The sequence below is a fragment of the Acidimicrobium ferrooxidans DSM 10331 genome, from assembly GCF_000023265.1.
Lineage (GTDB): Bacteria > Actinomycetota > Acidimicrobiia > Acidimicrobiales > Acidimicrobiaceae > Acidimicrobium > Acidimicrobium ferrooxidans.
The window spans coordinates 1815010-1839873 of record NC_013124.1 but is presented as its reverse complement, the minus strand read 5'-3'; the positions used below and the strand labels follow the sequence as shown (position 1 = coordinate 1839873).

20 protein-coding genes and 1 tRNA gene are annotated in these 24864 nt (G+C 69.0%); 9 read left to right on the top strand and 12 right to left on the bottom strand.

Going from position 1 to position 24864, the window contains the following annotated elements; genetic code table 11:
* Window positions 1-28 precede the first annotated feature (28 nt).
* Complete coding sequence (gene rph / locus AFER_RS09050) at window positions 29-745, top strand: ribonuclease PH (RefSeq protein ID WP_015799146.1); 717 nt, start codon at window positions 29-31, stop codon at window positions 743-745.
* Window positions 742-1308: an RdgB/HAM1 family non-canonical purine NTP pyrophosphatase gene (rdgB, locus tag AFER_RS09045; RefSeq protein WP_015799145.1), complete on the top strand. Its 567-nt coding sequence runs from the start codon at window positions 742-744 to the stop codon at window positions 1306-1308. Before rph ends, rdgB begins: the two co-directional genes overlap by 4 nt.
* Window positions 1309-1346: 38 nt before the next feature.
* Here rdgB and AFER_RS09040 read toward each other — a convergent pair.
* Window positions 1347-1428, bottom strand: a tRNA-Leu gene (locus AFER_RS09040).
* Between the two features lie 63 nt (window positions 1429-1491).
* Here AFER_RS09040 and AFER_RS09035 point away from each other — a divergent pair.
* The 3 genes from AFER_RS09035 to AFER_RS11785 are packed head-to-tail and all read left to right on the top strand — an operon-like array spanning window position 1492 to window position 4291.
* On the top strand, window positions 1492-2127 hold the full coding sequence (locus AFER_RS09035; protein ID WP_015799144.1) for a ClpP family protease: 636 nt from the start codon (window positions 1492-1494) through the stop codon (window positions 2125-2127).
* Window positions 2124-3086, top strand: coding sequence for an ABC transporter permease (locus AFER_RS09030; protein ID WP_171788987.1), 963 nt, complete (start codon window positions 2124-2126; stop codon window positions 3084-3086). Before AFER_RS09035 ends, AFER_RS09030 begins: the two co-directional genes overlap by 4 nt.
* A 2-nt stretch (window positions 3087-3088) precedes the next feature.
* The gene (locus tag AFER_RS11785) at window positions 3089-4291 is read left to right on the top strand and encodes an ABC transporter ATP-binding protein (RefSeq protein WP_015799142.1); all 1203 of its coding nucleotides are present in this window, start codon (window positions 3089-3091) and stop codon (window positions 4289-4291) included.
* Here the strand turns inward: AFER_RS11785 and AFER_RS09020 are convergent.
* From AFER_RS09020 to AFER_RS12450, 4 genes are read right to left on the bottom strand one after another with little or no spacing between them, the layout of a single operon-like run.
* The gene (locus tag AFER_RS09020) at window positions 4272-5423 is read right to left on the bottom strand and encodes a glycosyltransferase (RefSeq protein WP_015799141.1); all 1152 of its coding nucleotides are present in this window, start codon (window positions 5421-5423) and stop codon (window positions 4272-4274) included. The genes AFER_RS11785 and AFER_RS09020 overlap by 20 nt on opposite strands.
* Entirely contained in the window at window positions 5420-6496 is a 1077-nt protein-coding gene (locus AFER_RS09015; protein WP_015799140.1) for a glycosyltransferase, read from the bottom strand. The genes AFER_RS09020 and AFER_RS09015 overlap by 4 nt, the downstream gene beginning before the upstream one ends.
* Complete coding sequence (locus AFER_RS09010; protein ID WP_015799139.1) at window positions 6493-7539, bottom strand: glycosyltransferase family 4 protein; 1047 nt, start codon at window positions 7537-7539, stop codon at window positions 6493-6495. Before AFER_RS09010 ends, AFER_RS09015 begins: the two co-directional genes overlap by 4 nt.
* The gene (locus AFER_RS12450) at window positions 7539-8492 is read right to left on the bottom strand and encodes a hypothetical protein (protein ID WP_015799138.1); all 954 of its coding nucleotides are present in this window, start codon (window positions 8490-8492) and stop codon (window positions 7539-7541) included. The genes AFER_RS09010 and AFER_RS12450 overlap by 1 nt, the downstream gene beginning before the upstream one ends.
* Before the next feature lie 138 nt (window positions 8493-8630).
* Here AFER_RS12450 and AFER_RS09000 point away from each other — a divergent pair, with 138 nt between their 5' ends.
* Window positions 8631-11729: a SpoIID/LytB domain-containing protein gene (locus AFER_RS09000; RefSeq protein WP_015799137.1), complete on the top strand. Its 3099-nt coding sequence runs from the start codon at window positions 8631-8633 to the stop codon at window positions 11727-11729.
* A 15-nt stretch (window positions 11730-11744) separates the two neighbouring features.
* Here the strand turns inward: AFER_RS09000 and AFER_RS08995 are convergent, their stop codons facing one another.
* Genes AFER_RS08995 through AFER_RS08975 form a run of 5 tightly spaced genes read right to left on the bottom strand, consistent with a single transcriptional unit; the run spans window position 11745 to window position 17131 of the window.
* Entirely contained in the window at window positions 11745-12503 is a 759-nt protein-coding gene (locus tag AFER_RS08995; protein WP_015799136.1) for an SDR family NAD(P)-dependent oxidoreductase, read from the bottom strand.
* Between the two features lie 9 nt (window positions 12504-12512).
* Complete coding sequence (gene dprE1 / locus AFER_RS08990; RefSeq protein WP_015799135.1) at window positions 12513-13901, bottom strand: FAD-binding oxidoreductase; 1389 nt, start codon at window positions 13899-13901, stop codon at window positions 12513-12515.
* Window positions 13902-13905: 4 nt separating this feature from the next.
* Window positions 13906-14835: a decaprenyl-phosphate phosphoribosyltransferase gene (locus AFER_RS08985; protein ID WP_015799134.1), complete on the bottom strand. Its 930-nt coding sequence runs from the start codon at window positions 14833-14835 to the stop codon at window positions 13906-13908.
* A 41-nt stretch (window positions 14836-14876) separates the two neighbouring features.
* Window positions 14877-15815 (bottom strand): hypothetical protein, encoded by a 939-nt coding sequence (locus AFER_RS08980; RefSeq protein WP_015799133.1) that lies wholly within the window; start codon window positions 15813-15815, stop codon window positions 14877-14879.
* The gene (locus AFER_RS08975; RefSeq protein WP_041661811.1) at window positions 15812-17131 is read right to left on the bottom strand and encodes an ABC1 kinase family protein; all 1320 of its coding nucleotides are present in this window, start codon (window positions 17129-17131) and stop codon (window positions 15812-15814) included. The genes AFER_RS08980 and AFER_RS08975 overlap by 4 nt, the downstream gene beginning before the upstream one ends.
* Window positions 17132-17327: 196 nt before the next feature.
* Between AFER_RS08975 and AFER_RS08970 the strand changes: the two genes are divergently transcribed.
* Both AFER_RS08970 and AFER_RS08965 read left to right on the top strand, forming a co-directional pair.
* Complete coding sequence (locus AFER_RS08970; protein WP_015799131.1) at window positions 17328-17759, top strand: Hsp20/alpha crystallin family protein; 432 nt, start codon at window positions 17328-17330, stop codon at window positions 17757-17759.
* Window positions 17760-17950: 191 nt separating this feature from the next.
* Window positions 17951-18874 carry a TIGR01777 family oxidoreductase gene (locus tag AFER_RS08965; RefSeq protein WP_015799130.1) on the top strand — a complete coding sequence of 308 codons (924 nt, stop codon included), beginning with the start codon at window positions 17951-17953 and terminating at the stop codon, window positions 18872-18874.
* Here the strand turns inward: AFER_RS08965 and AFER_RS08960 are convergent.
* Window positions 18855-20129 carry a diacylglycerol/lipid kinase family protein gene (locus AFER_RS08960; RefSeq protein ID WP_015799129.1) on the bottom strand — a complete coding sequence of 425 codons (1275 nt, stop codon included), beginning with the start codon at window positions 20127-20129 and terminating at the stop codon, window positions 18855-18857. The two genes, AFER_RS08965 and AFER_RS08960, sit on opposite strands and share 20 nt — an antisense overlap.
* A 53-nt stretch (window positions 20130-20182) precedes the next feature.
* On the opposite strand from AFER_RS08960, the gene AFER_RS11295 reads away from it, so the two are divergent.
* On the top strand, window positions 20183-20938 hold the full coding sequence (locus AFER_RS11295) for an alpha/beta fold hydrolase (RefSeq protein WP_015799128.1): 756 nt from the start codon (window positions 20183-20185) through the stop codon (window positions 20936-20938).
* A 30-nt stretch (window positions 20939-20968) separates the two neighbouring features.
* Here AFER_RS11295 and AFER_RS08950 read toward each other — a convergent pair whose 3' ends face one another.
* On the bottom strand, window positions 20969-24802 hold the full coding sequence (locus AFER_RS08950) for a multifunctional oxoglutarate decarboxylase/oxoglutarate dehydrogenase thiamine pyrophosphate-binding subunit/dihydrolipoyllysine-residue succinyltransferase subunit (protein WP_015799127.1): 3834 nt from the start codon (window positions 24800-24802) through the stop codon (window positions 20969-20971).
* Window positions 24803-24864: the final 62 nt, after the last annotated feature.

Below are 24864 nucleotides of genomic sequence, written 5' to 3'. Positions count from 1 at the left end.
GGGTCGCCGGACGCAGCGAGGAGGCGACGTGGAACGACGGCCAGTGGGGCGCGGGGCAGCCGAGCTGCGGCCGGTGGCGATCACACCTGACTTCACCGAGATGGCGCCTGGATCGGTCCTCATGCGTATGGGTCGTACCGCGGTGCTCTGTACCGTCTCGCTCGAGGAGCGCGTGCCGGCCTGGCTTCGGGGGCAGGGCCGGGGATGGGTGAGTGCCGAGTATGCGCTCCTACCGGGGTCGACGCCGACACGGACGGCCCGTGAGGCCGTGCGCGGGCGCCAGCAGGGGCGCACCGTGGAGATCCAGCGGCTCATCGGCCGAGCGTTGCGCAGCGTGGTCGACCTCGAGCGCCTCGGGGAGCATCAGCTCGTCGTCGACTGCGACGTCCTCCAGGCCGACGGAGGCACGAGGACGGCCGCGATCACCGGGGGCTTCTTGGCGCTCGAGCGCGCGCTCGAGCGCCTCGCCGAGGGCGGTCTCGTGCAGCCAGCTGCGCTCACCGGTCGTCTTGCGGCCGTGTCCGTCGGCGTCGTCGACGGGGAGCCGCTCCTCGATCTCGACTACGACGAGGACTCGCGCGCCGACGTCGACATGAACGTGGTGATGACCGACGGCGGTCGCTACGTCGAGGTCCAAGGTGCAGCGGAGGGGGCGCCCTTTGCGAAGGCGACCCTCGTCGAGCTCCTCAAGCTGGCGGAGCGCGGCATCGGCGAGCTCCTCGAGCGAGGACCCCAGCTCGCGTGAGGGTCGGGCTCGTCACCTCGAATTCGCACAAGTTGGCGGAAGCGCGACGCATCCTCACCGACTTCGAGGTCGTGGGGATCGACGTCGGTGAGGTCGCCGAGACCGGGTCGACCTTCGAGGAGAACGCGATCATCAAGGCCGAGGCGGGACGCGGGCGAGCGCCGATCGTGATCGGGGAGGACTCGGGACTCGTCGTGGACGGCCTCGACGGTGCCCCAGGCATCTACTCCGCTCGCTATGGGCCGACGGATGCGGAGCGTATCGCGCGTGTGCTCCAGGAGCTCGGATCGACGCGTAGTCGCCGTGCCCGCTTCGTGGCGGTGGTGTGCGCCGTGGTCGACGAGGACCCGCCGCGATGCTTCGAGGGTGTCGTCGAGGGGGCCATCGCACTCGAGCCCCGTGGCGAGCAGGGATTCGGGTACGACCCCATCTTCATCCCGCTCGGTGGCGACGGCCGAACGTTTGCCGAACTCGGTGAGTGGAAGGACGCGCTGTCGCATCGAAGGCGGGCGCTCGTCGGCTTCGCCGACTGGGCGAGAGCTTTCGCTGATCGCGACCGGTGACGCTGAAGATCGGCTGTGCGCCGGCCGCCGATGACCGGTGCGGGCGGGGAGACTCGAACTCCCACGTCTTACGACACGAGGACCTAAACCTCGCGCGGCTGCCAATTTCGCCACGCCCGCGTTCGACGTCGAGTCGCGACCCCGTCAGCCTCCCGTCGGGGAACGCACGCTAGCCTAGCGGGCATGGCCCTACCTGCCCTTGTCGAGGGTTCTGTCCGAGATCTTGCCGACGCCGCTGGTATCGAAGCTGGTGGCGACGTCTTTCAGCGCCTCCTCCGTGAGCGGATCGTCTTCCTCGGGACCGAGGTGTCCCAGGCCTCGGCGAACCAGATCTGCGCGCAGCTGCTGCTGCTCGCTGCTGAGGATCCCGAACGCGATATCTCGTTCATCATCAACTCGCCGGGTGGCTCGATCTACGACGGGCTCGCGGTCTACGACACCATGCAATATGTCAGCTGCGATGTCTCGACCATCGCCATCGGCATGGCGGCTTCGATGGCCCAGTTCCTCCTGTGTGCCGGCACGCATGGCAAGCGCTACGCCTTGCCGCACGCGCGCATCCTCATGCACCAGCCGCTCGCACAGATGCAGGGACAGGCGGCCGATATCGCGATCCAGGCCGAGCAGATCACGTACCTCAAGCGCCAGCTCGCCGAGCGCATTGCGTTCCACACCGGCCAACCCCTCGAGCGGATCCAGGCCGATTCCGAGCGCGATCGCTGGTTCACCGCCGACGAGGCGCTCGAGTATGGCTTCATCGATCAAGTGATTCGCACGAAGTCCTACGGACAGCGCAGCGCTTCGTCGACCGAGGCGTGAGGGCGCGGGTGGACACCCATCTCCCAGCGTCCCAGCCTGGCGACACGAAGCGCTACGACCCGAACCGCGCGCTCGCCATACGGCTGGTGCGGCCGCGCGTGTCGGTGACGGAGCGGCTCGCGAACATCTGGCGCTACCGCGATCTGCTGCGCGGACTCATCGTCAAGGAGATCCGCGTCAAGTACAAGGACTCCTTCCTCGGGTTCTTGTGGTCGCTGGTGAACCCGGCGATGTTCATCTTGATCTACTACATCGTCTTCCAGAAGGTGCTGGGTTCTGGCATCCCGTTGTTCGCGATCTTCCTCGCCACCGGGCTCCTCTGCTGGAACCTCTTCCAGACCGGGATCATGGGCGCGACCGGCGCAGTCGTGGACAACGCGGGACTCGTCAAGAAGGTCGCGTTTCCTCGCGAGATCCTGGCCTTGGCCTCGGTCGGCTCCGCGTCGGTCTTCTTCGTGTTCCAGGCCGTGGTGCTCGCGGTGTTCCTCGTCGTATTCCAAGTCGTGCCGTCGGTCAGCTACCTGTGGGTGGCGCTCATCGGGCTCGTTGCGCTGCTCGTGTTCGCTTCCGGCCTTGGCATCCTCGTCTCTGGGATCACGGTCTACCTGCGTGACGTGCGCCATCTGATGGAGATCCTGCTCCAGGCCTGGTTCTGGGCAACCCCCGTCGTGTACGCGTTCGAACTCGTCGCGAACAAGTTCGCAGACCATCACATCCCGGTCTGGGTGTATCTCCTCAATCCGGTGACGCCGGTCGTGCTCGCGTTCCAGAGGACGTTCTACGCCAAGACGGATCCCTACTCGGTCGCGTCGCACACCGTCGTCCAGATCTTGCCGACGGCGGGCCCGATGTGGTACTTCTGGGGCGTGCTCGGCGTCCTCGTCGCTGGTGTCGTGCTCTTCGTGGTTGCCCTGTGGGCGTTCGGACGACTCGAAGGCAACTTCGCGGAGGAGCTCTAGCGGTGGGTCAGACCGCGGTCGAGGTACGCGGGGTCACCAAGGTCTTCCGTCTCTACCAGGAGAAGTACACGTCGCTCAAGGAGCGATTCGTCCACTGGGGCCGTGTGCCTCACGAGTCGTTCGCCGCCCTCGACGACATCACCTTCGACGTCGAGCAGGGTCACACGTTGGGACTGCTCGGCCACAACGGATCCGGGAAGTCGACACTGCTCAAGTGCATCGCCGGCATCCTGACGCCCAGTCGCGGCGAGGTCGCCGTGCGAGGACGTGTCGCGGCCATGCTCGAGGTCGGAGCCGGCTTCCACCCCGACCTGTCGGGGCGCGACAACATCTACCTGAACGCGACCTTGTTCGGCATGTCGCGGCGTGAGGTCGATCAGCGCATCGATGACATCATCGAGTTCTCCGAGCTCGGCCCCTTCATCGAGAACCAGGTGAAGTTCTACTCCTCGGGCATGTACGCGAGGCTGGGCTTCGCGGTGGCCGTGAACATGGATCCCGACGTGCTCCTCGTCGACGAGGTGCTCGCGGTCGGCGACGCCCGTTTCCAGGCCAAGTGCATCGCGAAGATCCGCGAGTTCCAGGCCGAGGGTCGCACGATCATCTTCGTGTCGCACTCGCCCGAGCTCGTTCGCGCGGTGTGTGACTCGGCGTTCGTGCTCGACCACGGCCGCCTGGTGGGCGGTGGACCGACACAGGAGGCGATCTCGCTGCTGACGCAGCTCCAGTTGGCAGGCTCCGGGCTCGGAACCCAGGCACCGGTCGTCGCAGAGCTCGACGAGGCGCCCCGCCACGTCGTGGTCGAGGACCTCCGGGCGAACGGTGTTGTCGTGGACCAGCCGGTGACGCTCGAGGCGCGTAGCCCGCTCGAGCTCCGTTTCGCCCTTGAGGAGCGCGACGGGCGTCCGACCCCGGTGCACCTCGAGCTCGCGGTGGTGAGTCCTCAGGGCGCCCCCGTGCTCACCGCACACACGCGCGAGATGGGACTCGATCCCTTCGTCGTCCACGGCGCGGGCAAGTTCTTGGTTCAGGTCGCCGACGTCCCGCTCGCTCCCGGCATCTACCAGCTCTCGCTCAGCGTCGTCGAGGCGCGTAGCGGCGAGCTCCTCGAGCGGCGCCAATGGGATACCGCCCTGAAGATCGTCGACCAACACCTCGGTGTGGGCGGCCTCGTGGCGACCGAGGTCAGCTTCTTCGCCGAGTAGGCGCGTGCGCAGCGACCTCGGTGAGGAAGGCCTCGTAGCGTTCGACGGCCTCGTCGGCACCCGGGCGTTGCTGTGCCCAGGCGAGTGCGGCTGTCTCGAGGCGCGACGCCAGCTCGCGATCGGTCGCGAGGGCTACGATCGCTGCGGCCACGTCGATGCCGTCCGCGGCGACGATCCCGGCACCGGAGGTGGTAGCGAGCTCGACGAGCACGTCGTTCGAGCCGTTGACGACGATCGGGACCCCGGCGGCGAGTGACTCCGCCGCAGCGAGGGAGTAGGACTCGTAGCGTGAGAGGATCACCGTGGCGATGGCCTCGGCGCGGAGCTGGCCGAGTCTCGTGTCGCTGACAACGCCGAGGGTCTGGAGCGGGCTCGGTCGTCGCGGCGGTTCGACAACGGGCCCGGCCACGACGACTCGCAACGGGTCGGGAAGTGCCTCGGCGAGTGCGATGAGGGCCTCGGAACCCTTGTCGTGCTCGAAGCGTCCGACCGCGAGCACGATCGTTCGTGCGTCCCACGGCACGCGCTCGCGCGCGGACGCGACCAGCGGAGGTGCGAGTTCGAGCGAGCGCACCTGCGCCGTTGGCCAGTGGGCTTCCACCGTGCGGCGCTCGCTCGCCGTCTGGTAGACGAGCCCGCCGGGCGCGGTGAAGACGGGTTCGAGTGCGCTGAGCGCGACGAGCGGCTCCGGGTGCGCAGCCGGGTGGACCACCGTCCGGCGACCGGCGACCTCGGTCGCGCGGAGGCTGGTCCAGTAGAGGTACGGATAGGCGATGACGACGTCGGCGTTTTGCGCTGCATCCTCGATCCCGTCGATGACGGGCCCTTGACGCTCGATGAGTCGGCGCGCAGCGGTGCGCTCGAGGTGGGCGGCGAGCGGTCCGACGGCTCGAAGCGCGCGATCGATGTCGCCGTCGCGAGCGGTCGCGTGGTGCCGCTCGACGATGACGCCATCGTCGGTGGTCTCACCGGCATCGAGGACCGGGGACCAGTCGAGCGTGGTCGCCGTGGTCGTGAGCGCCCGGACCGTGTGGCCGCGCCGGGCGAGGGCCACCCCCCAGGCGCGCGCGGCTCGTTCGGCACCGCCCGCGATGTCGGGACCCCAACGAGGCGTGACGAACAGGACCCTCACGCTCGGACCTCGAGGCCGACGCTCCGGAGTCCCTCGACGATGCGGGCGAAGGCGGCGTCGCTGTCATACGCGCGGAGCCGTTCGTCCATGGCGGGACGAAGACGTGGCCCGAGCTCGGCGGCCGTCGCGGCCGCGGCGGCGAGCTCCACTGGGTCGGCGCGGTCGACGAGCACTCCCGCCGTCTGGACCGTCTCGGTGACCGCTGCAGCCGCGAGGCCAGCGATGGGCAGCCCGAAGGACATCGCCTCGAGGAGTGGCAGCCCGAACCCCTCGTGGCGCGAGGCCGTGACGTAGACGCTCGCCGCTCGAAAGTGATCCGCCAGGGCGCGTGGTGCGAGGGGATGGGTCAGGATGCGGACGCGGGCGGTGAGTCCGAGCACGCTGACGCGCCGACGGAGATGGGCAAGGTAGCGTCGCGAGGCCGGCCGTCCCACGATGGTGAGCGCAGCGTCGGTGCCGGTGGCGTGTCGGTAGGCGAACAGCGCGGCGACGAGATCCTCGGCGCGCTTGTGCGGTGTGAGGCGTCCGACGAACAGCCAGTCGTGCGGGGACCCTCGGCGATCGCGGTCTGCGCGCAGCCATCCGAGGACCTCGGTTGATGGTGCTGCGACGAGCTGATCGTGGCGCGACAGGGTGCCGGTGACGGCGACGTCACGTGCCCCCAGGGAACGGGCGTCGTCTGCGTTGTAGGCGCTCACCGCCATGGTGAGCCGAGCAGCTCGCAGGATGCGCGCGGCCTCACGCCTGGCCAGCTGGAGCTCGAGTGCGTCCGTCGGGAGCCACGGCAGCAGTAGCTCCGGAGGGGTGATGTTGTGGTAGTGCACGACCACGTTCGGGTGGCGAGCGACCAGACGCGCACCCTCGGGCGAGCGGCTCGCAAGGTGGTAGAGCACGATGTCGTCAGGCCGGAGCTGGGTGTGGCGAACGCTGGTTGCGCCCGGAGGCGGTCGGTCGCCCGCCACCACGATGCCGGTCGAGACGCCGATGCCGCGGAGTCGCTCGTCGAGACCGCGCACGATGTTGCCGACGGCGTCGTGCGGGAGGAGGGCAGGCACGAACTGGAGCACCCTCACCCGGCCGCCTCCCAGGCCAGCGCTCGATACAGGGGGCCGACCCGCGCGGGATCGAGTGCAGCGCGTCGTCGAGCAGCCTCGGCGCTGAGCGCCGAACGCACCTCGGTGTCGTGCTCGACGAGGGCGACCGCCTCGGCGAGCGCTCGGGGCGCCTCGTCGGTGACGAGGAGGCCCGCTCGTCCGATGGTCTCAGCGACCGCGCCACGCGCGAGCGCAACCACCGGCACGCCAGCGCTCATCGCCTCGATGAGGGGGAAGCCAAAACCCTCGTGATCGGAGGCCGAGACGTACACGGACGCCTCGCGCCACTCGGCACGCAGCCCCGACTCGTCGACGTCGCCGATGAACTCGACGGCCGCCTCGACGCCGATCGCCGCGGCGAGGTCGACGAGTCGCGCGCGCCAGCTCGGTTCGGTCGCCTTGCCCACGAGCGCGAGCGTCGCCGAGGGGTCGATCGTGCGACGGTAGATCGCGAGCGCTGCGATGAGGCGATCCTGGCGCTTGTGCGGTACGAGTCGACCGACGAAGATCCATCGCGAGCCAGATGGCCGGGCCGGCGCAGGCTCTGCGGGCTCACCGAGCTCGATGAGTGGGGGCAGGATCCGCACCTCGTCGACCCCGAGTCGCCTCAGATCGCGGGCATTGAAGCGCGAGACGGTGCTCGCAAGGTGGACGGCTGGCGCGAGGTGCGTGAGTTCGCCCCGTGCCCTCCAGAGGGCACGGGCAACCTCGACGTTGGTCTGCTCCTGGTACTGCCACGGGGTGACGTTGTGGTAGGTCAGGAGGCGCCGTGCACGGACCTGAGTCCTAACCCATGCGGCCATCGGCGAGGTCGTGGATGCCTGGTACCACACCACGGTGGCGGCATCGAGCCGCCGTCGACGAAGCGCGGCGAACGGCGTGGCCTGGGCGCCGTCGAGTGCCTCGTCTGCGACGATCTCAGAGTCGATGCCGGCAGCGAGCAGCGCTTCGTGCAGGAGCCGAGTGTGCGTGCCGATGGCGTCGTGGGGCGCGAGCGACGGGACGAGGTGGAGAACCCTCATCAGCCGGGGAGCACCGCCATGGTGAGCCCGTCGGCGACCGGCGCGAGGACGGGCCGCTCGCCGCGCTCTGCGAGGAGGAGTTCCCACGCCGCCTTGGGCAACGGCCCAGGGTGCAGCGCGAGCACGCCCGCAAGGCTCGGTTCGGCGGCGAGGCGCTCGGGCTCGTTCCAGACGAGGACGACGGGACCCTTGGCGGCGCGCCGGGCCGATGCGATGAGGCGACGCTTGGCGGTGACGTCGCTGAACTCGACCTCGGTGCCTCGGAGCACGACCGCATCGATGGATCCGGGCGCCGTTGCGTCGAGCAGTTCGTTCATCGTGAGGATGCGCACGTCGATACCGTCGGCGGCGAGTGCATCGGCCGCCTCCTGATCGAGCGAGGTGCCGAGGACGTCGAGGCCTGCGGCGGCCAGGGCGGTCGCGAGGTCGTCGTTCGTCGCGTCCGAGACGAGCACGCGAGCCCCCGGCTCGAGTTCGGTCAGCGCCGCCACGATCGCAGCGTTCGCGCCGGGAGGCCACGGCACTGTGATGGCCGTGGCCGGTGCGACGCTCGGAGCCTCGACGGCACCGAGGCGCCGCTCGAACTCGTCGAGCTTGATGCTGACCGCTTCGAGGACACCGGCCGTCTCGAAGGCAAAGGTGTTGACCTGCTGCACGATCGCACGGACGTACCACGCCACGAGAGCGTGCACGCCGCGCTTGACGACGGCGAGCCCCGGGATTCGCGATTGGGTCGGTACGTCGGCCTCGACATAGGACGCCGCCGCGAGTCGCCGCAACCGTTCGGCAAGCGCGCGGGGCCCGAGGAGCGGCTCGAGATCGACCAGCGCTTCACGCAACGTCCGCTCCAGCGACGGCGCAAGGCGAGCCCGAAGTGCTGCTCGGGTCTCGTCGAGATGGGTGCGCAGTTCCCTTGCAGTGAGGTCCTTGGCGGTGAGGTCGCGAGAGGCCATGGCGCCTTGGAGTCTACGTCCGTCAAGACCGCTCCGGCGCGTGCCGATGGTGTAGTGTGGGCCGAGCGTCGAGAAGGCGCGCTCGGCTCGGCCAAGGAGGGCTCACGCAGGAGGGGGCAGAGGTTGCCGAGGACCAGCGTGCGCGTCGGAGGGCGCCGTATTCCGCTCGCGGGCGCAGCGATCGCGCTCGGAGCCCTTGTCGCGGCGCCGGCGCATGCACCGGCGATGACGCCAACGTCGACCAGCGGCGAGCTCACCTTCACCGGGTTCGGTGTCGGTGGAGGCTCCGGCGCTTCGCAGTTCGGCGAGATCGGCTACGCCAGTGTGGGCCAGGACTCCTATCAGGCCATCCTCGCGCACTTCTACGGTGGGACCACGCTCACGACGGCTGCCGACCAGGCAGTGCGCGTCTGGATCACCGAGGCCAACGGGGGCCCCGTTGTCGTCTTCGATCCATCCGGTTTGAGCGTCGGTGGCGTCAGCGTCGGTGCGAACGTCCCGGTGGAGCTCACGGATCAGGGTGGCACCATGGTTGCGGCGGTGGGGCAAGCCGCCACGGGCTGCGGCTCCCCAGGAGGGTGGAGTAACCTCACGAGCGCACCTGGTTCGCTGTGGGTGTCGCCGCCGTCGCTGCCGCCGGTCGGTCAGCAGGTCGACGAGCCGGCCTCGTCGGCACTCGTGTGGTGTGGGCCCGGCGGCAGCGAGCGGAGCTATCGCGGCCAACTCGAGGTGCTCCAGGATGGCTCGGGCCAGATGGTGCTCGTCAATGAGCTCGGGCTCGAGTCCTACGTGCTCGGTGTGGTGGCGAACGAGATGCCGGCCTCATGGGGCCTCCTCGGCGCTTCCGGTCCGCAAGGGGAACCATGGGGTTTCCAGGCGCTCGAGGCTCAGGCCGTCGAGGCCCGAACCTATGCGCTCGCGGTCGGCAACGGCTACGGGTTCGCGACCATCTGCGACACCTCGGCGTGCCAGGTCTACGGCGGTGTGAACAACGGGTTGAGCGCGCCGTATCGGCCGCTGGTCGAGCAGGCGGTGGCGGACACGGCGCACGAGGTGCTCGTGACCGCCTCCGGAGCGCCTGCGTTCACGCAGTACTCGGCCTCCGATGGCGGTTACACGGCACCCGGTACGTTTCCCGCCGTTCCCGATCCCTACGATGCGGGCTGCTACGGCAACATCTGTAACCCCTGGAACCCCTGGACGCAGAGCGTCTCGCTCGCGTCGGTCGAGGCCGCATTCCCCTCGATCGGCACACCCACCGGACTCGCGGTCGATGCGCGCAACGGGCTCGGTAACGACGGCGGACGAGTGACCTCGATCACCGTGAGCGGCACGAACGGGTCGGTGACCGTCTCGGGCGCAACGTTCGCTGGTGCTCTCGGACTCCCCTCGGCCTGGTTCGTCGCGAGCGGACCGATCGCGATCTCGAACGACGCGAGCGCCTCAGCCCCCGCACCGCCCCCGACGCCGCCCGAGTCGCCGAGCCTCGGCAACGGGGTGCTCGAGACCACCCCAGCCGGAACCGTGGTGGCCGCCGACGGTGCCACCAGTCTCGGCGACACCGCTACCCTCGGCATCACCGGCCTCGGCGGCTCCCACCCCCTGGCTGCACCCGTGGTCGGGATCACCCGCGACCCGAGCGGCCAGGGCTACTGGTTGGTGGCGGCCGACGGCGGCGTCTTTGGCTTCGGTGACGCACCCTTCTTCGGGAACACCTATACCCTCGGCATCACCGGCCTCGGCGGCTCCCACCCGCTCGCCGCACCGGTCGTCGGGCTCAGCCCCACCCCCGATGGCCAGGGCTACTGGTTAGTGGCCGCCGACGGCGGCGTCTTCAGCTTCGGTGACGCGGGTTTCTACGGCAATACCTACACGCGCGGCTTCACCGGCCTCGGCGGTGCTCATCCGCTGCCAGCGCGTGTCGTGGCGCTTGTGCCTACCCCTGACGGCAAGGGCTACTGGCTCGCCCTTGCGAACGGCACCGTGCTCGCCTTCGGCGACGCCACGAACCTCGGCGGGCTTCCGGCGGCACCCGCCAGCCCGATCGTCGCCATGCTCGCGACCCCCGATGGCCAGGGCTACTGGCTGCTCGCCGCCGACGGTACGGTCTACGGCTTCGGCGATGCGCCGAGCTACGGATCGCTCACGCCGGGAACGGCGAGCGCGATCGGACTCGTGCCCGGTCCCGGTGGCCAGGGCTACTCCATCGTCCTGTCGTCGGGCGCCCTCGTCGGCTTCGATGGAGGGGTGAGCATCGGCGCCACCGCACCCGCTGGCGGTGCGGTGGGCGCGATCGCGGCGGTCGGCACCCCGGCGACGAACGCGCAGTCGGCGACCACCCCGACGACGACCTCGCCAACGACGCCTGCTCCACCATCGTCGTCGCCGACGGGGAACGTCGGGCTTCGCGGCGTCACGGCGGATGGGACCGTGGTGGCCGCCGACGGTGCCACCAGTCTCGGTGACACCGCCACCCTTGGCATCACCGGCCTCGGTGGCTCCCATCCGCTCGCCGCACCGGTCGTCGGGCTCAGCCCCACCCCCGATGGCCAGGGCTACTGGTTGGTGGCCGCCGACGGCGGCGTCTTTGGCTTCGGTGACGCACCCTTCTTCGGGAACACCTATACCTTGGGTCTCACCGGCCTCGGCGGCTCGCACCCGCTCGCCGCACCGGTCGTCGGGCTCAGCCCCACCCCCGATGGCCAGGGCTACTGGTTGGTGGCCGCCGACGGTGGCGTCTTTGGCTTCGGTGACGCACCCTTCTTCGGGAACACCTATACCTTGGGTCTCACCGGCCTCGGCGGCTCCCACCCGCTCGCCGCACCGGTCGTCGGGCTCAGCCCCACCCCCGACGGCCAGGGCTACTGGTTGGTGGCCGCCGACGGCGGCGTCTTTGGCTTCGGTGACGCCCACTTCTACGGCAATACCTACAGTGCCGGCTACTCAGGCCTCGGCGGCTCGCACCCGCTCCCTGCCCCAGTGGTCACGCTCGTGCCGACGGCCGACGGCCAGGGCTACTGGCTCGTGCTTGCGAACGGCGATGTCTTTGCCTTCGGCGATGCATCGGACCTCGCGAGCGCCGATGTCGGCTCTGCCACCGTGGTGAGTGCTGCGCGCGCAGGTGCCGGTCTCGAACTGGTGTTGTCCTCCGGCGCCATCGTGGGGCTTGGCGGCGCCCCGAGCGCCCCTGCGCCTGGCGGCGTCGATCTGGTCGGGGGCACCGCGGTCGCGGGGTAAGAGGGACGTTGCCTGTCAGATCGGGAGACGTCGGAGGACGGTGCGCGGCAGGACGCTGAGCACCATGACCCCGAGCGCGGCGGCCCGGGGCACCCAGATCACTCGTTGGCGAGCCTGGATCCCTGCGATGGTTGCGCGAGCGACCTGTTCGGGCGAGAGCGCGAGCGGTGGTCGCTCGAGACCCTCGGTCATGCGGGTCGTGACGAACATCGGGCGCACGATGTGGACACCGACCGCCGGTTCGAGGCGATCGGCGAGCCCGAGGGCAAAGCGATCGAGCGCCGCCTTCGACGCGTCGTAGACGTAGCTTCGCCGGCGCACCACCGTGGCGGCGACCGACGAGAGGACGATCAGCTGACCGGTGCCGGCCCGCTCGAGGCGATCGGCGAGCACGCTGAGTGCCACCGCAGGTCCGGTGGCGTTGACCGCAAAGGCATTCGCGACGATGGCGGGGTCGGCCTCGGCAGCGTGTTGGTCGGGGAGGACACCTGCCGCGACGAGGACGGCATCCACACTGCCGAGCCACTCGAGGGCTGGTTCGAGGTCGCTCGGTACCGCTCGTGGATCGGCGAGGTCCAGGTGGAACGTGGCGACCTCGTCGAGGTGCTCACGGATCCGGTCGCGAGCGCGTTCGAGTGTGGCCGGCCGCGGTCCGGCGAGCGCGACGCGTTCGAGGGGGCCGTCGGTTGCGAGGCGCTCGATGATCGCGACCGCGAGATCGGACCCACCCCCCACGACGAGGAGCTGTTGGGGAAGACCGTTGGCGTTGAGCACGCCACGAGGCTAGTCGAGGTGCAGGCGGCGGGCGAGGTCGGAGCTGATGACGCCTCGTACACCGAGGCGTGCACGCAGCGCTTGGAAGTCGTCGATCCTGGTGTACATCGCCCGAGCGGACTCAGGTCGAAGCCGTCCGTCCTTGGCGAGGTAGACGCGACCTCCGGCCTCGAGCACGAGGGCGTCGAGGCGCACGAGGAGGGTCTCGAGGTCGCTCCGGCGCGCCGGGAGATCGAGCGCGAGAGTCCAGCCTGCGGTGGGGAACGAGAGCCAACCGTTCCCCGCTGGCCCGAAGCGCTTCAGCACGCTGAGGAACGACGGATGCCCATGCTCGACGAGGTCGGTGAGGATGCGCCTGATCACCGATACGGCGTCGTTCGGGACGACCACTTGGTACTGCACGAAACCTCGTGGGCCGTAGAGACGGTTCCAACCGTTCACGGCGTCGAGCGGATAGAAGTACGAGCGCAGGTCGACGAGGGCCGTCTCCGGCCGACGCCGTCCACGCTGGTACCACAGCTCGTTGAACGCCCGAATCGTGGGCACCGACAGCAGCCCTGAGGGGATGCGATCTGGAGGTGCGGGCAGCGTTCGCTCGCGCGGCAGTCGGAGTGGGTCGTGAGCGAGCGAGGCCGGGAGTGCGTCGGCGGGTGCGTGGTCGGCGAACGAGACGAGGCCGCGGCCGAGGCGAGCTCCGGTAGCCGTCGCGTCCAGCCATGCGACGGAGTAGCGAACCGAACTGTCGTCGGCGAGGACCTCGATGGTCTCGTCGAGGGACGACGTCGCGACTTCTCGGTCGAGGACGAAGCGGCTCTCGACCGGGATGAGCCGAACGGCGGCTCGGAGGATGACCCCGGTCAGTCCCATGCCGCCCACGGTCGCCCAGAAACGCTCATCGGGTGGCGCGAGCTCGACGATGCCCTCCGGCGTGGCCAGCCAGAGTCGCTCGACGTAGCCGCCGAACGATCCGTCTCGGTGATGGTTCTTGCCATGGACGTCGGCGGCGATCGCACCGCCGACGGTGACGTGCTTGGTGCCGGGGGTGACGGGGAGGAACCAACCGTGGGGGAGCACACTCGCAGCGAGGTGGGCAAGCGAGGTACCCGCGTCGACGACGGCGACGCCGCGATGCTGGTCGAGGGTGACGACCGGCTGGCGGCTGGTCATGTCCAGCACGATCCCGCCTGCCGCGAGCGCCGCGTCGCCGTAGCTGCGTCCGAGGCCGCGGGCGAGCACCGGGCGGGGGCCCTGGCTACAGAGGGCATCGACGACGGCGTCGTCTGTCGCTTCGCGAAGCCACGCCGCCGAGCGGGGCGTTCGGCCCCACCCTTCGAGGAGCGTCCAACGCTCCTCGAAGGGTGGGGCCTGATCGGTCGCCGCGTCGATGGGTTGGCTCATATGCCTAGACAAGGAAGATCGCTCCTCCGACGAGCGCGACCCAGAGCATGCCGATCCCGAGCAGCGTGCGATCGGCGGTGAGGAGGTCCTCGGGGGCCTCCCCGTGGCCGTGCTCGACGAGCAGGGCGTAGCGAAGGACTCCGATCGTGAACGGCACGATCGACAAGCCAAGCACGAGGCGACCATCCGATAGCCCGGCGCTGCGCTCGAACGCCCAGAAGCAGTAGGTCACGACTGTCGTGGTGGCAGCGAGTGCCCGAGTCAGGTTCAAGAAGCCTGGTGAGTACGAAGCGAGCACGCTGCGGGTGCGGCTCTCGCCGTCGGTCGCGGTGAGCTCGGCATAGCGCTTCGAGGCCACGACGAAGAGCGCGCCGAAGCCGGCGACGAGCAAAAAGTAGTGCGAGATGAAGACGTGCGCTGCGATGCCTCCCGCGACGGCGCGCAGCACGAAGCCGCCGGCCACGATCGCGATGTCGAGGATCGGTTCGTGCTTGAGCTTGAGCGAGTAGGCAAGCGTCGAGGCGGCGTAGGTCGCGAGGACGGCGAGCGTCGCCAGGTTGATGGCGAGGGCGGCGAGGAGGAGGGCCCCGAGGCCGAGGATGGTTGCCGTGAGAAGGGCGAGCCATACCGGGACGATGCCGGCCGCGATCGGGCGTCGGCGTTTGGTCGGGTGGGCGGCGTCGCGCTCTCGATCCGCAGTGTCATTGAGCAGATACGTCGCGGCCGAGATCGCGACGAAGGCGACGAAGGCGAGGGCTGTCGGCACGAGGACGTGGGTCCGAAGGATGCTGCCCGCTGCGAGCGGTGCCGCTACGACGAGAGCGTTCTTGGCCCACTGCTTGGGTCGCATCGCGACGATCAGGCCACGTACGATCCGTCCCGTGGAGCGCTCGCCGCTCGCGTGCGATCGCTCGATCGCTGTGGTTGCCTTCACCGTGCTCCCTCGCCATGCTCCTCGTGGCGTTCGTCCATCGCCTACTCGCCATCGCCCACAGGCAGCGCCTCGTCATCCACCGATGCCGTGAGCCTACCCGACGAGAACGAGGCGAGGAGGATCCGCGCACGGCCGAAGGCGTTGGGCAGCCACGGAGCGAGGGCGGTTGCGACGATGCCGACGAGTCCGCCGAGGGCGAGAAGGGTGCTGGCGGTCACTGGAAACAGGAGGGGAACCAGGCTGAACGCGATCGCAGGTGGAAGGGACACGCCGAGCTGGCTGCTCACGAACGCGGCGAGCGCGACCGCGACGGGGGCGACGACGAGGGGCGGGGCCACGAGATGGAGGACGAGCGCGCCGGCGAAGCCCGTCGCGAGCGCCACGGAACGACGGATGGCCTCCTGACCCGCTGGTGGGCGAGCGCCGAGGGCTGCTTCGGTCGTGGCGACGTAGAGCGGCGGAAGCATGAGGAACGGGTTCAGGCTGGCGAGCAGCACCGCAACGGCGCTCGCTGGCGCGATCTGGGCAAGCTCGTGGGTGCCGAAGTGGCGGCGACTTGCTCGGTGGCGCCGTTCGGCGACGAGTGCGACGGGCACCATGGTGAGCGCTACCGCCACCACGTACGCGGCTACCACGATGTGCAGGTAGATCGGTAGCAGCCCCGCCGAGAGCGCTGGCAGGGCGGGGAGGTCGAAGAGGACGAAGGCCCCCAGGATGGCGACCGTCACCAGAGCGATGAGGGCGGGCTCAGGCAGCGAGACGTAGCGAGCGGCCTGGACGCCGCCGAACGCCGCGAGATCGATCAGCGCCACGGTCGCCAATGGCCGGTGGGTGAACAAGGGCAACTCCCACACCAGCATGCCGGCGCTCACGGCGGCAGCCTCCGGGACCACGATCGCGGGTTGGTCGAGGAGTTGGCGCGCGCCGACCATCGCGGCGGCGATGCCGATGGGCACCAACCACCAGAGCCTGCGTCTCATCGAGCCCTCTCCAGACGCCAGGCGGCCTCCTCCTGGCCGATCGGTGTGATCGGGGCGCGAGCGACGAATGGCCAGATGTCCTCGGCGATGGCACGCCAGTCGGCCGTCGCACCGAGCTCGGCGAGGAGTGCATAGAGGCCGAGGTTGATCCGTTGGACCACGACGAACGCCGGTGGCACGTTGACGGCGCTGGCCAGCGGGTGCGATCGGTCGAAGGTGTGACGAAGGATGCCCGAGGCCCACGCCGGCGTCACCGTGCGCGGTCCAGGTGTCTCGACGAGTTCGTAGTAGGGAGCGAAGAACTCCCACAGCACGTCGTCGTCGTGGTCGTCGCCGATGACGAGGCCGGCTGCTCGAAGCGTCTCGGCGAAGGCGTGGCGGTCGGGCGTCACGACACGCGCCCTGATCAGCGCCTCGAAGGTTGCCATCTCGTCGGCGGTGAACGAGCGCGAGAATCCGAAGTCGAGGAAGGCAACGCGCGGGCGTGGTCCGTCGAGGATGAGGTAGTTGCCGGGATGCGGGTCGCCGTTGTAGAGACGGAGGCGATAGAGACTCGCGAAGACGAAGCGGAACAGGATCTCGCCGATCTCGGACCGCTCCTCGGGCTCGAGGGTGGCAGCACTCGCAAAGGGTGCGCCATCGATCCATTCGGTGACGAGGACCCTGCTCGTCGTGAGCGCTCCGATCGGGCGGGGGATGACGATGCGCGGGTGGCCGGCGTAGGCCCGTGCGAAGCGAGCCTGGACGGCAGCCTCGCGCCGGTAATCGAGTTCGTCGCGGACCCGCGTGGCGAGTTCGGCGACGATGTCGTCGACGCGCATCGAGGGAAAGGCGAAGCGCAGAAGGCCGACGATGGCTGGCGCTTGCTCGAGGTCGGCGGTGATGAGTTCGCGCGCGTCCGGGTACTGGATCTTCAGCGCCACGGTGGTGCCATCGCGGAGCGTGGCGCGATGGACCTGACCGATCGAGGCCGCGGCCCGGGGCTCCTCTTCGATCTCGGCGAACCGCGAGAGCCGTTCGCCGAGTTCGTCGCGCAGGACGCCGAGCGCGAGGTCGGCGCTCATCGGCGGTGCGGCGTCTTGGAAGCGCGCGAGACCGTTGCGGACGTCGTCGGGGGCGGCGGGATCGACGTAGGACGCCATCTGCGCAAGCTTGACGGTGAGGCCGCGCATGCCCGCGACGGCGGCCGCTACGTCGGTCGTCGTGCGCAGTGTCCGTGCTCGCTGGGCCGCGTCCTTGCTGGGACCTGGCGTGAGCGCGATACCGATACGACGAAGGGTGTCGCGGGCCGCGATGGTCGTGGCCGCTCGACCCACCTGCCACAGGCGTTGTCTGCTCGTGATCGACAGTCTAGTGGCCATCGGGAGTTCGGTACTGGGGAGTGAGGGTCAAGAAACATGATGGCAAGTGACTCAAGAAAATGGTCAGTTTGGGAATAGATTTGCTAGAGTGGTGTTGTCGTAAGTGTCACGACGATCGTGACAGTCGAGGACTGGCAAGGAGGTGTGTGCCATGGTGCTGTTCCGTACGGATCCGTTCCGTGAGCTCATGAGCATGGTGCAGGGTGTGACCACTGAGGGTTACTCGGTGTTCACGCCGGTCGATGCCTATCGCGAGGATGATCACTACGTCGTCGAGTTCGACCTGCCCGGCGTCGATCCGGAGTCGATCGATCTGACCGTTGAGCGCAACGTCCTCACGGTGAAGGCTGCGCGCGCGGTGAGGCGGGCGGACGCCAAGGACGTCGTCGTCGCCGAGCGCTTCGCCGGCACGTTCCAGCGGTCGATCTACCTCGGTTCGGAGCTCGATCCGTCCCGAGTGAGCGCGACCTACCAGGACGGGGTGCTGCGGGTGACGGTTCCGCTCGCTGAGACCGCTCGTCCGCGCCGTATCCAGATCGAGCGTGGCGCCTCGGCGCATGCGCTCACGTCGCACGAAGCGTGAGCGTCAGGTCGCGACGGTTCGATCGTTGCGACCATCGTGCGTTGGTCCAGGCTGGCCGCGGGTATCCGCGGCCAGCCTGGACGTGCTTTCGCGTTCGTGTCGACGCCCGCGCGGAACGATATGCCTGAGCGTCCAGGATGATCTCGGTAGACCGAGGCGTTGGTGCGAGTGTCGACACGATGGAGGGTGACATGCGCGTAGCGGTGAGTGGTGCGAGCGGGTTGATCGGGCGGGCGCTCGTATCGGTGCTGCGGGCTCGTGGCGACGAGGTGCTCGCGCTTCGACGGGGCGATGCCCCGGACCCGGCGGGAACGCCGATCTTCTCGACCAACGACGAGCGGGCGTGGTTCGACGCGATCGACGGCGTCGATGCAGTGGTGCACCTTGCGGGTGCGCCGATCGGCGAGCGCCGCTGGAATGCGGCGGTTCGGTCCTCGATCTACGCCTCTCGCGTCGTCGGCACCCGGTCTGTGGTACGTGGCTTGCGACAGCTGACGAGTCCACCTCGCGTGCTGGTCTGCGCATCGGCGATCGGGTTCTACGGCGATCGTGGCGACGAGGTGCTCACCGAGCAGTCCACCGCCGGGGAGGGATTCCTCGCTCGGGTCGTGGTCGATTGGGAGGCGGAGGCGCTCCGGGCCCGCGAGGTCGTCGGTCGCGTGGTCCTTGCGCGTACGGGTGTCGTGCTCGCTCCAGATGGCGGCGTGCTCACTCGTCTCCTGCCCATGGCGCGGCTCGGTCTCGCGGGGCCCTTCGGGCATGGTCGGCAGTTCATGAGTCCGATCAGCTTGGTCGATGAGGTGCGAGCCATCGTCCACGCCATCGACACCGAGCTCGACGGACCAGTCAACCTCGTTGGCCCGGACCCGGTGCGGAACCGAGACTTCGTCGCAGTCCTCGGCCGTGTCGTCAGCCGCCCGGCCGTGCTCCCGGTCCCGGCTCCGGTGCTCGAGGTGGTCCTCGGTTCCGAGATGGCTCGCGAGCTCCTCCTTGTGTCGCAGCGTGTCGAACCGAGCGTCCTCGGTGCAAGCGGCTTCGCCTTCGAGCACCCAACCGTGCACGCCGCCCTCTCGTGGGCGGTGCGGGATGGTTCGCTCACCGCTGCTGGCGTCTAGCTGCCTCGTCGTCTCCTGGCGTGCGGTGGTCCGACGCCGCGCCACGCCATCGCCGAGGTTGCGCCGGTACGTGAACGCGGAGGCGGGCGGGGAGGGTTCGAAGATCGATCGGGGTCTCGGCGATTGGCTCCCCGTCGATCGCCACCAGGGTCGGCGTGGCACTCGTGAGCGTGATGACTCGAGCGTCGCGCGTCAGCAGGGTCCCGTGCGGGTGGTGAGGCCTCTGCTGCATCATGGAGGCCAAGGATCGTACCAGCAGCGAGAGCGGCGAGCGGGTGACGGCGATGGCGGTGAGTCGGCCGTCGGCCGCAAGCGACGGCGGGAGCGAGATGCCAAGACGCCCTCCGAGCCGTGGGGTGTTGACGACCGCGAGTTCGACGAGCGTCCCTGGAAAGTGGACAGGTTGTCCATCCACGCTCACCTCGAGGCGGACTCCGTCGTAGTGGCGCCAGACCCGCCATGCGGCGAGCGGGTAGAGCAGCGGCCGGGCTCGGCCGCGAAGGTGCTGGACCGCCTCCGCGAAGCGCGCGATCACACCCACCGACACAGCGTGGACGAACAAACGAGTGCCGGCGAGCCCGAGATCGATGGCGGTCTCGACGCCGCCGATCGCGACGCTCGCGGCGTCCTCCGGGCCGAGTGGGATGCGCAGGCCTCGAGCGGTGTCGTTGCCGGTGCCGGTCGGAAGGATGCCGAGCACGACCTCGTGATCGGCCGCGACCTCGGCCCCACCGCTGATGGAGCCATCGCCGCCGGCGACGATGAGGACCTCGGGGCTCTGGCGGGCAGCGGCAGAGAGGCTTGCGCCGAAGGCATCTCGCGGAGCGACGATGACGCCGACGTTCGAGTCCAGCCGATGGAGATGGGTCAGGGCGCGTCGGGTGAGGCGCGTGGAGCCGGCGTGCGCATTGACGACGACGACGGCTCGCCGATCGGTTCGCGGACCTGGAAGCACCGCGCGCACGGCGCTGAGCGCAGCGGTGGCGGCCAGGGCGTGGCCTGCGAACCAACCCAGTCGTCTGCGAGCCGAGAGCGCCAACCCCGCGACGATCGGGCCCCGCAGGGCTGGACGTGCCGCACCAATCGCAAGACCGAGACCGAGACCCGCTGGCCCCCGCGCGCAAAGGTCGTAGGCGGTGCCGACGACGAGGGCTCGCGCGGCGTGTGGATGCCTGCGGAGCCATTGGCCGAGCGCCAAGCCGCCGCCGAGCGCGGCCTCGGCGAGGCCGAGGGTTCGGGGGGCTACGGCGCGCACGCAGCGAGTCTACGAGGGAGCGGGTCTGCGTGTCGGCCTCGTAGGCTGCCAGCGTGGGTCGAGACTTGGCGGTCGATCGCTTCGCGGGCTCGGAGCCGCGCGTCGTCGTGGTGCACGGCGTGCTCGATCGTGCTGCGACCTTTCGACGCTTCGCGCGAGCGCTCGCACCGCTCGAGGTCGTGCTCTACGACCGCCGTGGTTACGCGCGCTCTCGGGACATGGGGCCCGCCACCTTCACGGCGCACCTCGCAGACCTGCGGGCTGTGGTGGGGCGCGAGCATGCGACGGTGGTCGTTGGTCATTCGCTCGGAGGGACGCTCGCACTCGCCTTGGCGAGCGATCCTCCGCCCACGCTGCGTGGCGTGAGTGTCTTCGAGGCGCCCCTGCCGACGTCGGCGTGGTGGGGACCGTGGGCAGTGGACCCTCGGTCGGTGCTGGCGGGTGAGGTTCCCGAACCAGACCTCGAGGAGCTGGTGAGCGACTTCCTGCGTCGAGCGATGGGCCCTGCGCTCGCACAGCTCGGGCCGAACTTCCTTGCGGAGCGCCGAGCAGAGGCCCCAGCCTTCACGCGAGAACTCGCCGAGCTCGCTGCTGGTGAGGTTGCCATCGACCTCGACCGGATCTCGGTCCCGGTGCAAGCGGGCATCGGCGAGCTGGCAGGGACTCGCCATCGCCGAGGACTTGCAACACTCATGGCGAGCATCGATGCCGAGGCCTACTGTGTGAGGGGCGCTCCCCACGGGGTGCACCTGTCGGCGCCAGCGGCCTGGGCCGAGGCGGTCCGCGACTTCATTCGTCGCCTCGACTGAGCACGCGAGCCGAGCACGGCATGCGAGGGCCTAGGGCAGGGGTGCCTCGAGCGCGCGACGAAGTAGGTCGGCTTGTTCGAGCGCGTGCATCGCAGCGGAGCCCGTTGCCGGAGAGCCAGCGCGCACGCGAGAGACGTGGCGCAGCCGCGCCCCATTGAGGTCCATGCGATGGAGCAGCTCGTGGACGGACGGCCAGGCGCCCATGTTCTCGGGCTCCTCTTGGAGCCACACCAGTTCGGCGAGGTTGGGGAAGGTCGCCAGTGCTGCGGCGAGTGCTTCACGGGGCCAGGGGTAGAGCTGGTCGACGCGCACGATGGCGGTCGGCGCGGCGAGCTCACCCTTGGCTCGCTTGGCCATTGCCTCGTAGGCAACCTTGCCGCTTGCGAGGATCAGTCGTCGCACTGAGGTCGGCTCGAGCTCGCCGTCGTCGACCAACGGGTCGGCCAGAACCGGCTGGAAACCTCCGTCAGTGAACGCGGCGATCGCAGAGCGCGTCTCACGCGCACGGAGCAGAGACTTGGGGGTGAGGACGACGAGCGGCCGCTGTGGGGTGCGCGCAACCTGGGCGCGCACGAGGTGGAACAGCTGCGCGGCCGTCGACGGTTGGACGACCGCAAGGTTGGGTCCGGCAGCGAGCGCGAGGAAGCGCTCGAGCCGAGCGGACGAGTGTTCTGGCCCCTGTCCTTCGTAGCCGTGCGGCAAGTAGAGCACGAGACCCGAGTGCTGGTCCCATTTGTCGAGCGCTCCGGCGATGAACTGGTCGATCACGATCTGAGCGCCGTTCGCGAAGTCGCCGAACTGTGCCTCCCAGATGACGAGAGCGGATCGCTGGACGAGCGAGTAGCCGTACTCGAACCCCATCGCCGCATACTCGGACAACGAGGAGTCGTACACCATGAAGCGCCCGATCGGGGACGCGTGCGGCACCGGCACCTCGTCGTCGCGCAAGCGAGCGAGGGGTTGGACCATCGCGCCCGTCTCGTAGTCGTAGAGGGCGGCGTGACGATGCGAGAAGGTGCCGCGGCGCGTGTCTTGGCCGCTGAGGCGGACGTCGTGCCCCTCGAGCAGCAGCGTGCCGTAGGCAGCGAGCTCCCCGAGCGCCCAGTCGAGCTGTCCCTGCTCGTAGAGGGCCCGGCGCGTCTCGAACTGGCGAGCGAGCTTTGGATGCAGGTGAAAATCCTCTGGCACCCGATGGATCGTCTCGATCACGTAGTCGAGCGCAGCCTTGTCGACCGCGGTCGTGACGATCGGGAGTGGGACGTCGCGTGCTGGCTCTGGCGGCAGCTCGGTCGGCTTGGGGGGTGCTGCCTCGCGAGTCTCGGCAAGCGCCGTCGCGAGCCGCTGGAGGTACGCTTCGAGCGCTTGGTCGGCTTCGTCCTCCGAGATCGCACCCGAACGTACCAACTGATCTGCGTAGAGTCGGCGCACGGACGGGTGCTGCTCGATCACGTGGTACATGACGGGCTGCGTGTAGCTCGGTTCGTCGCCTTCGTTGTGTCCGTGACGGCGATAGCAGATCAGGTCGACGACGACGTCCTTGTGGAAGGTCGCTCGATACTCGACGGCGAGCCGCGCACAGCGCGCCACCGCCTCCGGATCGTCGCCGTTGACGTGGAAGATGGGTGCTTGGATGGTCTTGGCGATGTCGGAGGCGTAGAAGGAAGAGCGCGCCTCCGATGGGTTCGTGGTGAAGCCGACCTGGTTGTTGATGACGAGGTGGACGGTGCCGCCAGTCCGGTAGCCAGGCAGCTGCGAGAGGTTGAGCGTCTCGGCGACGACGCCCTGGCCGGCGAACGAAGCGTCGCCGTGGACGAGGATCCCGAGGACACCGAACTCGTAGAGCGTGCCACGCTGATCCTGGAGCGCGCGCACCATGCCTTCGACGACGGGATCGACCGCTTCGAGGTGCGAGGGGTTGGATGCGAGCGTGACGGGCAGCTCGCTGCCGCTCGCAGTGCGATAGTGTCCCTCGAAACCCTTGTGATACTTGACGTCGCCCGAGCCCTGCACGCTCGAGGGGTCGAGGTTGCCTTCGAACTCGGCGAAGATCGTGCGATAGGACTTGCCGACGATGTTCGCCAGCACGTTCAAGCGCCCGCGATGCGCCATGCCGATGACGGCTGCGTGTGTCCCCGTCTCGGCGGCGTGATCGAGGACCTCCCGGAGGAACACGATGGCAGACTCGCCACCTTCCAGACCGAAGCGCTTCTGGCCGATGTAGCGCGTCGACAGGAACTTCTCGAACGCCTCGGCGTCGTTCAAGGTTGCGAGGATGCGGAGCTGGTCATCCTTCGTGAGGGTTTGGTGCGAGCCCTCGATCCGTTGTTGGATCCAGAGCTTCTCGTCCGGGCTCTGGATGTGCATGAACTCGTAGCCGATGGTCTGGCAGTAGGTATCGCGCAGCACCTGGAGGATGGTTTCGAGGGACGCCTGACCCCCTGGGACGAGCCCTTCAGCGAGGAAGGGTCGGGAGAGATCCCACAGCGTGAGTCCGTAGGTTGCCGGATCGAGTTCGGGGCTCATGGTGGGACGGGTCAGGTCCAGCGGATCGAGCGTCGCGAGCAGATGCCCACGAACCCGATAGTGGTGGATCAGGCTCTGGACGTGGACCTGCTTGGCGAGCCGCTCGGTCGCGTCGGGCTGCATGCTGGTGTGGTCGGCCTGCCACCGCATGGGCGGGTAGGGAACCTGGAGTGCCGAGAAGATCTCGTCGTAGAAGTCCTGTTCTCCTTCGAGGAGAGCGGCGATCGTCGCGAGGAACTGCCCAGACTCGGCGCCTTGAATGATGCGATGGTCGTACGTCGAGGTGAGGGTGATCGTCCGCGAGACACCGAGTTCGCCGAGGAGTCGTGGGTCTGCAGCCTGGAATGCGGCGGGGTAGGCGATGGCCCCGACGCCAACGATCACCCCTTGACCGGGCATGAGACGCGGGATTGAGTGCTCGGTGCCGATCGTCCCAGGGTTCGTGATCGAGGCGGTGGCCCCGACGAAGAGGTCGGGCGATGCCTGCTGTGAGCGCACCGCGCGGACCGCATCGTCGTAGGCGGCGAAGAACCCAAGAGGACCGAGGGTGTCGGCGTTGCGAATCACCGGCACGAGGAGCGAGCGGGTGCCGTCGGGGCGCTGAACGTCGACGGCGATGCCCAGGTTCACGCTCTCTGGGATGACGATGCCGGGGTGCCCGCGTCCGTCGGCGTCGGCGACGTAGGAGGCGTGCATCCGAGGATGCTCGACGAGCGCACGGACGATGGCCCACGCGACCAAGTGACCGAACGAGACCTTCGATCGACCGAGCCGCTGGAGCTGATCGTTGATGGTTGCCCGGTTGACCTCGAGTGCGCGGGTGGGCACGGCACGCACGCTGGTGGCGGTCGGGACCGCAAGCGAGGCCTCCATGTTGCGTGCCAAGGCGCCCTGGGCTCCACGGAGGGGCTGTGCTGACGGGACGGTCGGCGTCGTGGAGACTGCGGGTTCGGACGCGTGCGGTGCCGTCTCGGGAGCGCTGCTCCTCGGCGGCGTCAGCGGGTCGACGGCTTCTGGGGACGATGCAGGGGTGAACGGCGCGGTCTGGGGTGTGGCTCCGTTGTGCGGAGGCGAAGTCGGCGCCGGTGTCGCCGTCGTCGGAGGTGTCGCGACGCCTGGAGCCTCGAAGCCAACGAGCTCTTTCGCCGTAGCGGTGGCGATGGTCTTCGTCGCCACGCCATCGGGGACGCGCTCACCCTCGAAGTACGCACGCCAGCTCTCAGGCACGAGGAGGGGATTGGCTCGGTAGCGCTCCGCCATCTCCTCGACGAACCAGTCGTTGGGTCCGAACTGTTCGGAGGCCGAATGCTGCACAGTGCTGTTGTCGGGTGCGCTCGCCATCAGCTTCAGTCTAGGCTCGCGCCCCCATCGCGCCAAGTGAGCCCGCCGCGGCGGCCGTCGCT

Excerpts from the sequence above, each read along its gene's own strand:
- AFER_RS09035 (WP_015799144.1), top strand. The coding sequence starts at position 1,492 with ATGGCCCTACCTGCCCTTGTCGAGGGTTCTGTCCGAGATCTTGCCGAC.
- AFER_RS09010 (WP_015799139.1), bottom strand. The coding sequence starts at position 7,539 with ATGAGGGTTCTCCACCTCGTCCCGTCGCTCGCGCCCCACGACGCCATC.
- AFER_RS12450 (WP_015799138.1), bottom strand. The coding sequence starts at position 8,492 with ATGGCCTCTCGCGACCTCACCGCCAAGGACCTCACTGCAAGGGAACTG.
- dprE1 (WP_015799135.1), bottom strand. The coding sequence starts at position 13,901 with ATGAGCCAACCCATCGACGCGGCGACCGATCAGGCCCCACCCTTCGAG.
- AFER_RS08980 (WP_015799133.1), bottom strand. The coding sequence starts at position 15,815 with ATGAGACGCAGGCTCTGGTGGTTGGTGCCCATCGGCATCGCCGCCGCG.
- AFER_RS08970 (WP_015799131.1), top strand. The coding sequence starts at position 17,328 with ATGGTGCTGTTCCGTACGGATCCGTTCCGTGAGCTCATGAGCATGGTG.
- AFER_RS08965 (WP_015799130.1), top strand. The coding sequence starts at position 17,951 with ATGCGCGTAGCGGTGAGTGGTGCGAGCGGGTTGATCGGGCGGGCGCTC.
- AFER_RS08950 (WP_015799127.1), bottom strand. The coding sequence starts at position 24,802 with ATGGCGAGCGCACCCGACAACAGCACTGTGCAGCATTCGGCCTCCGAA.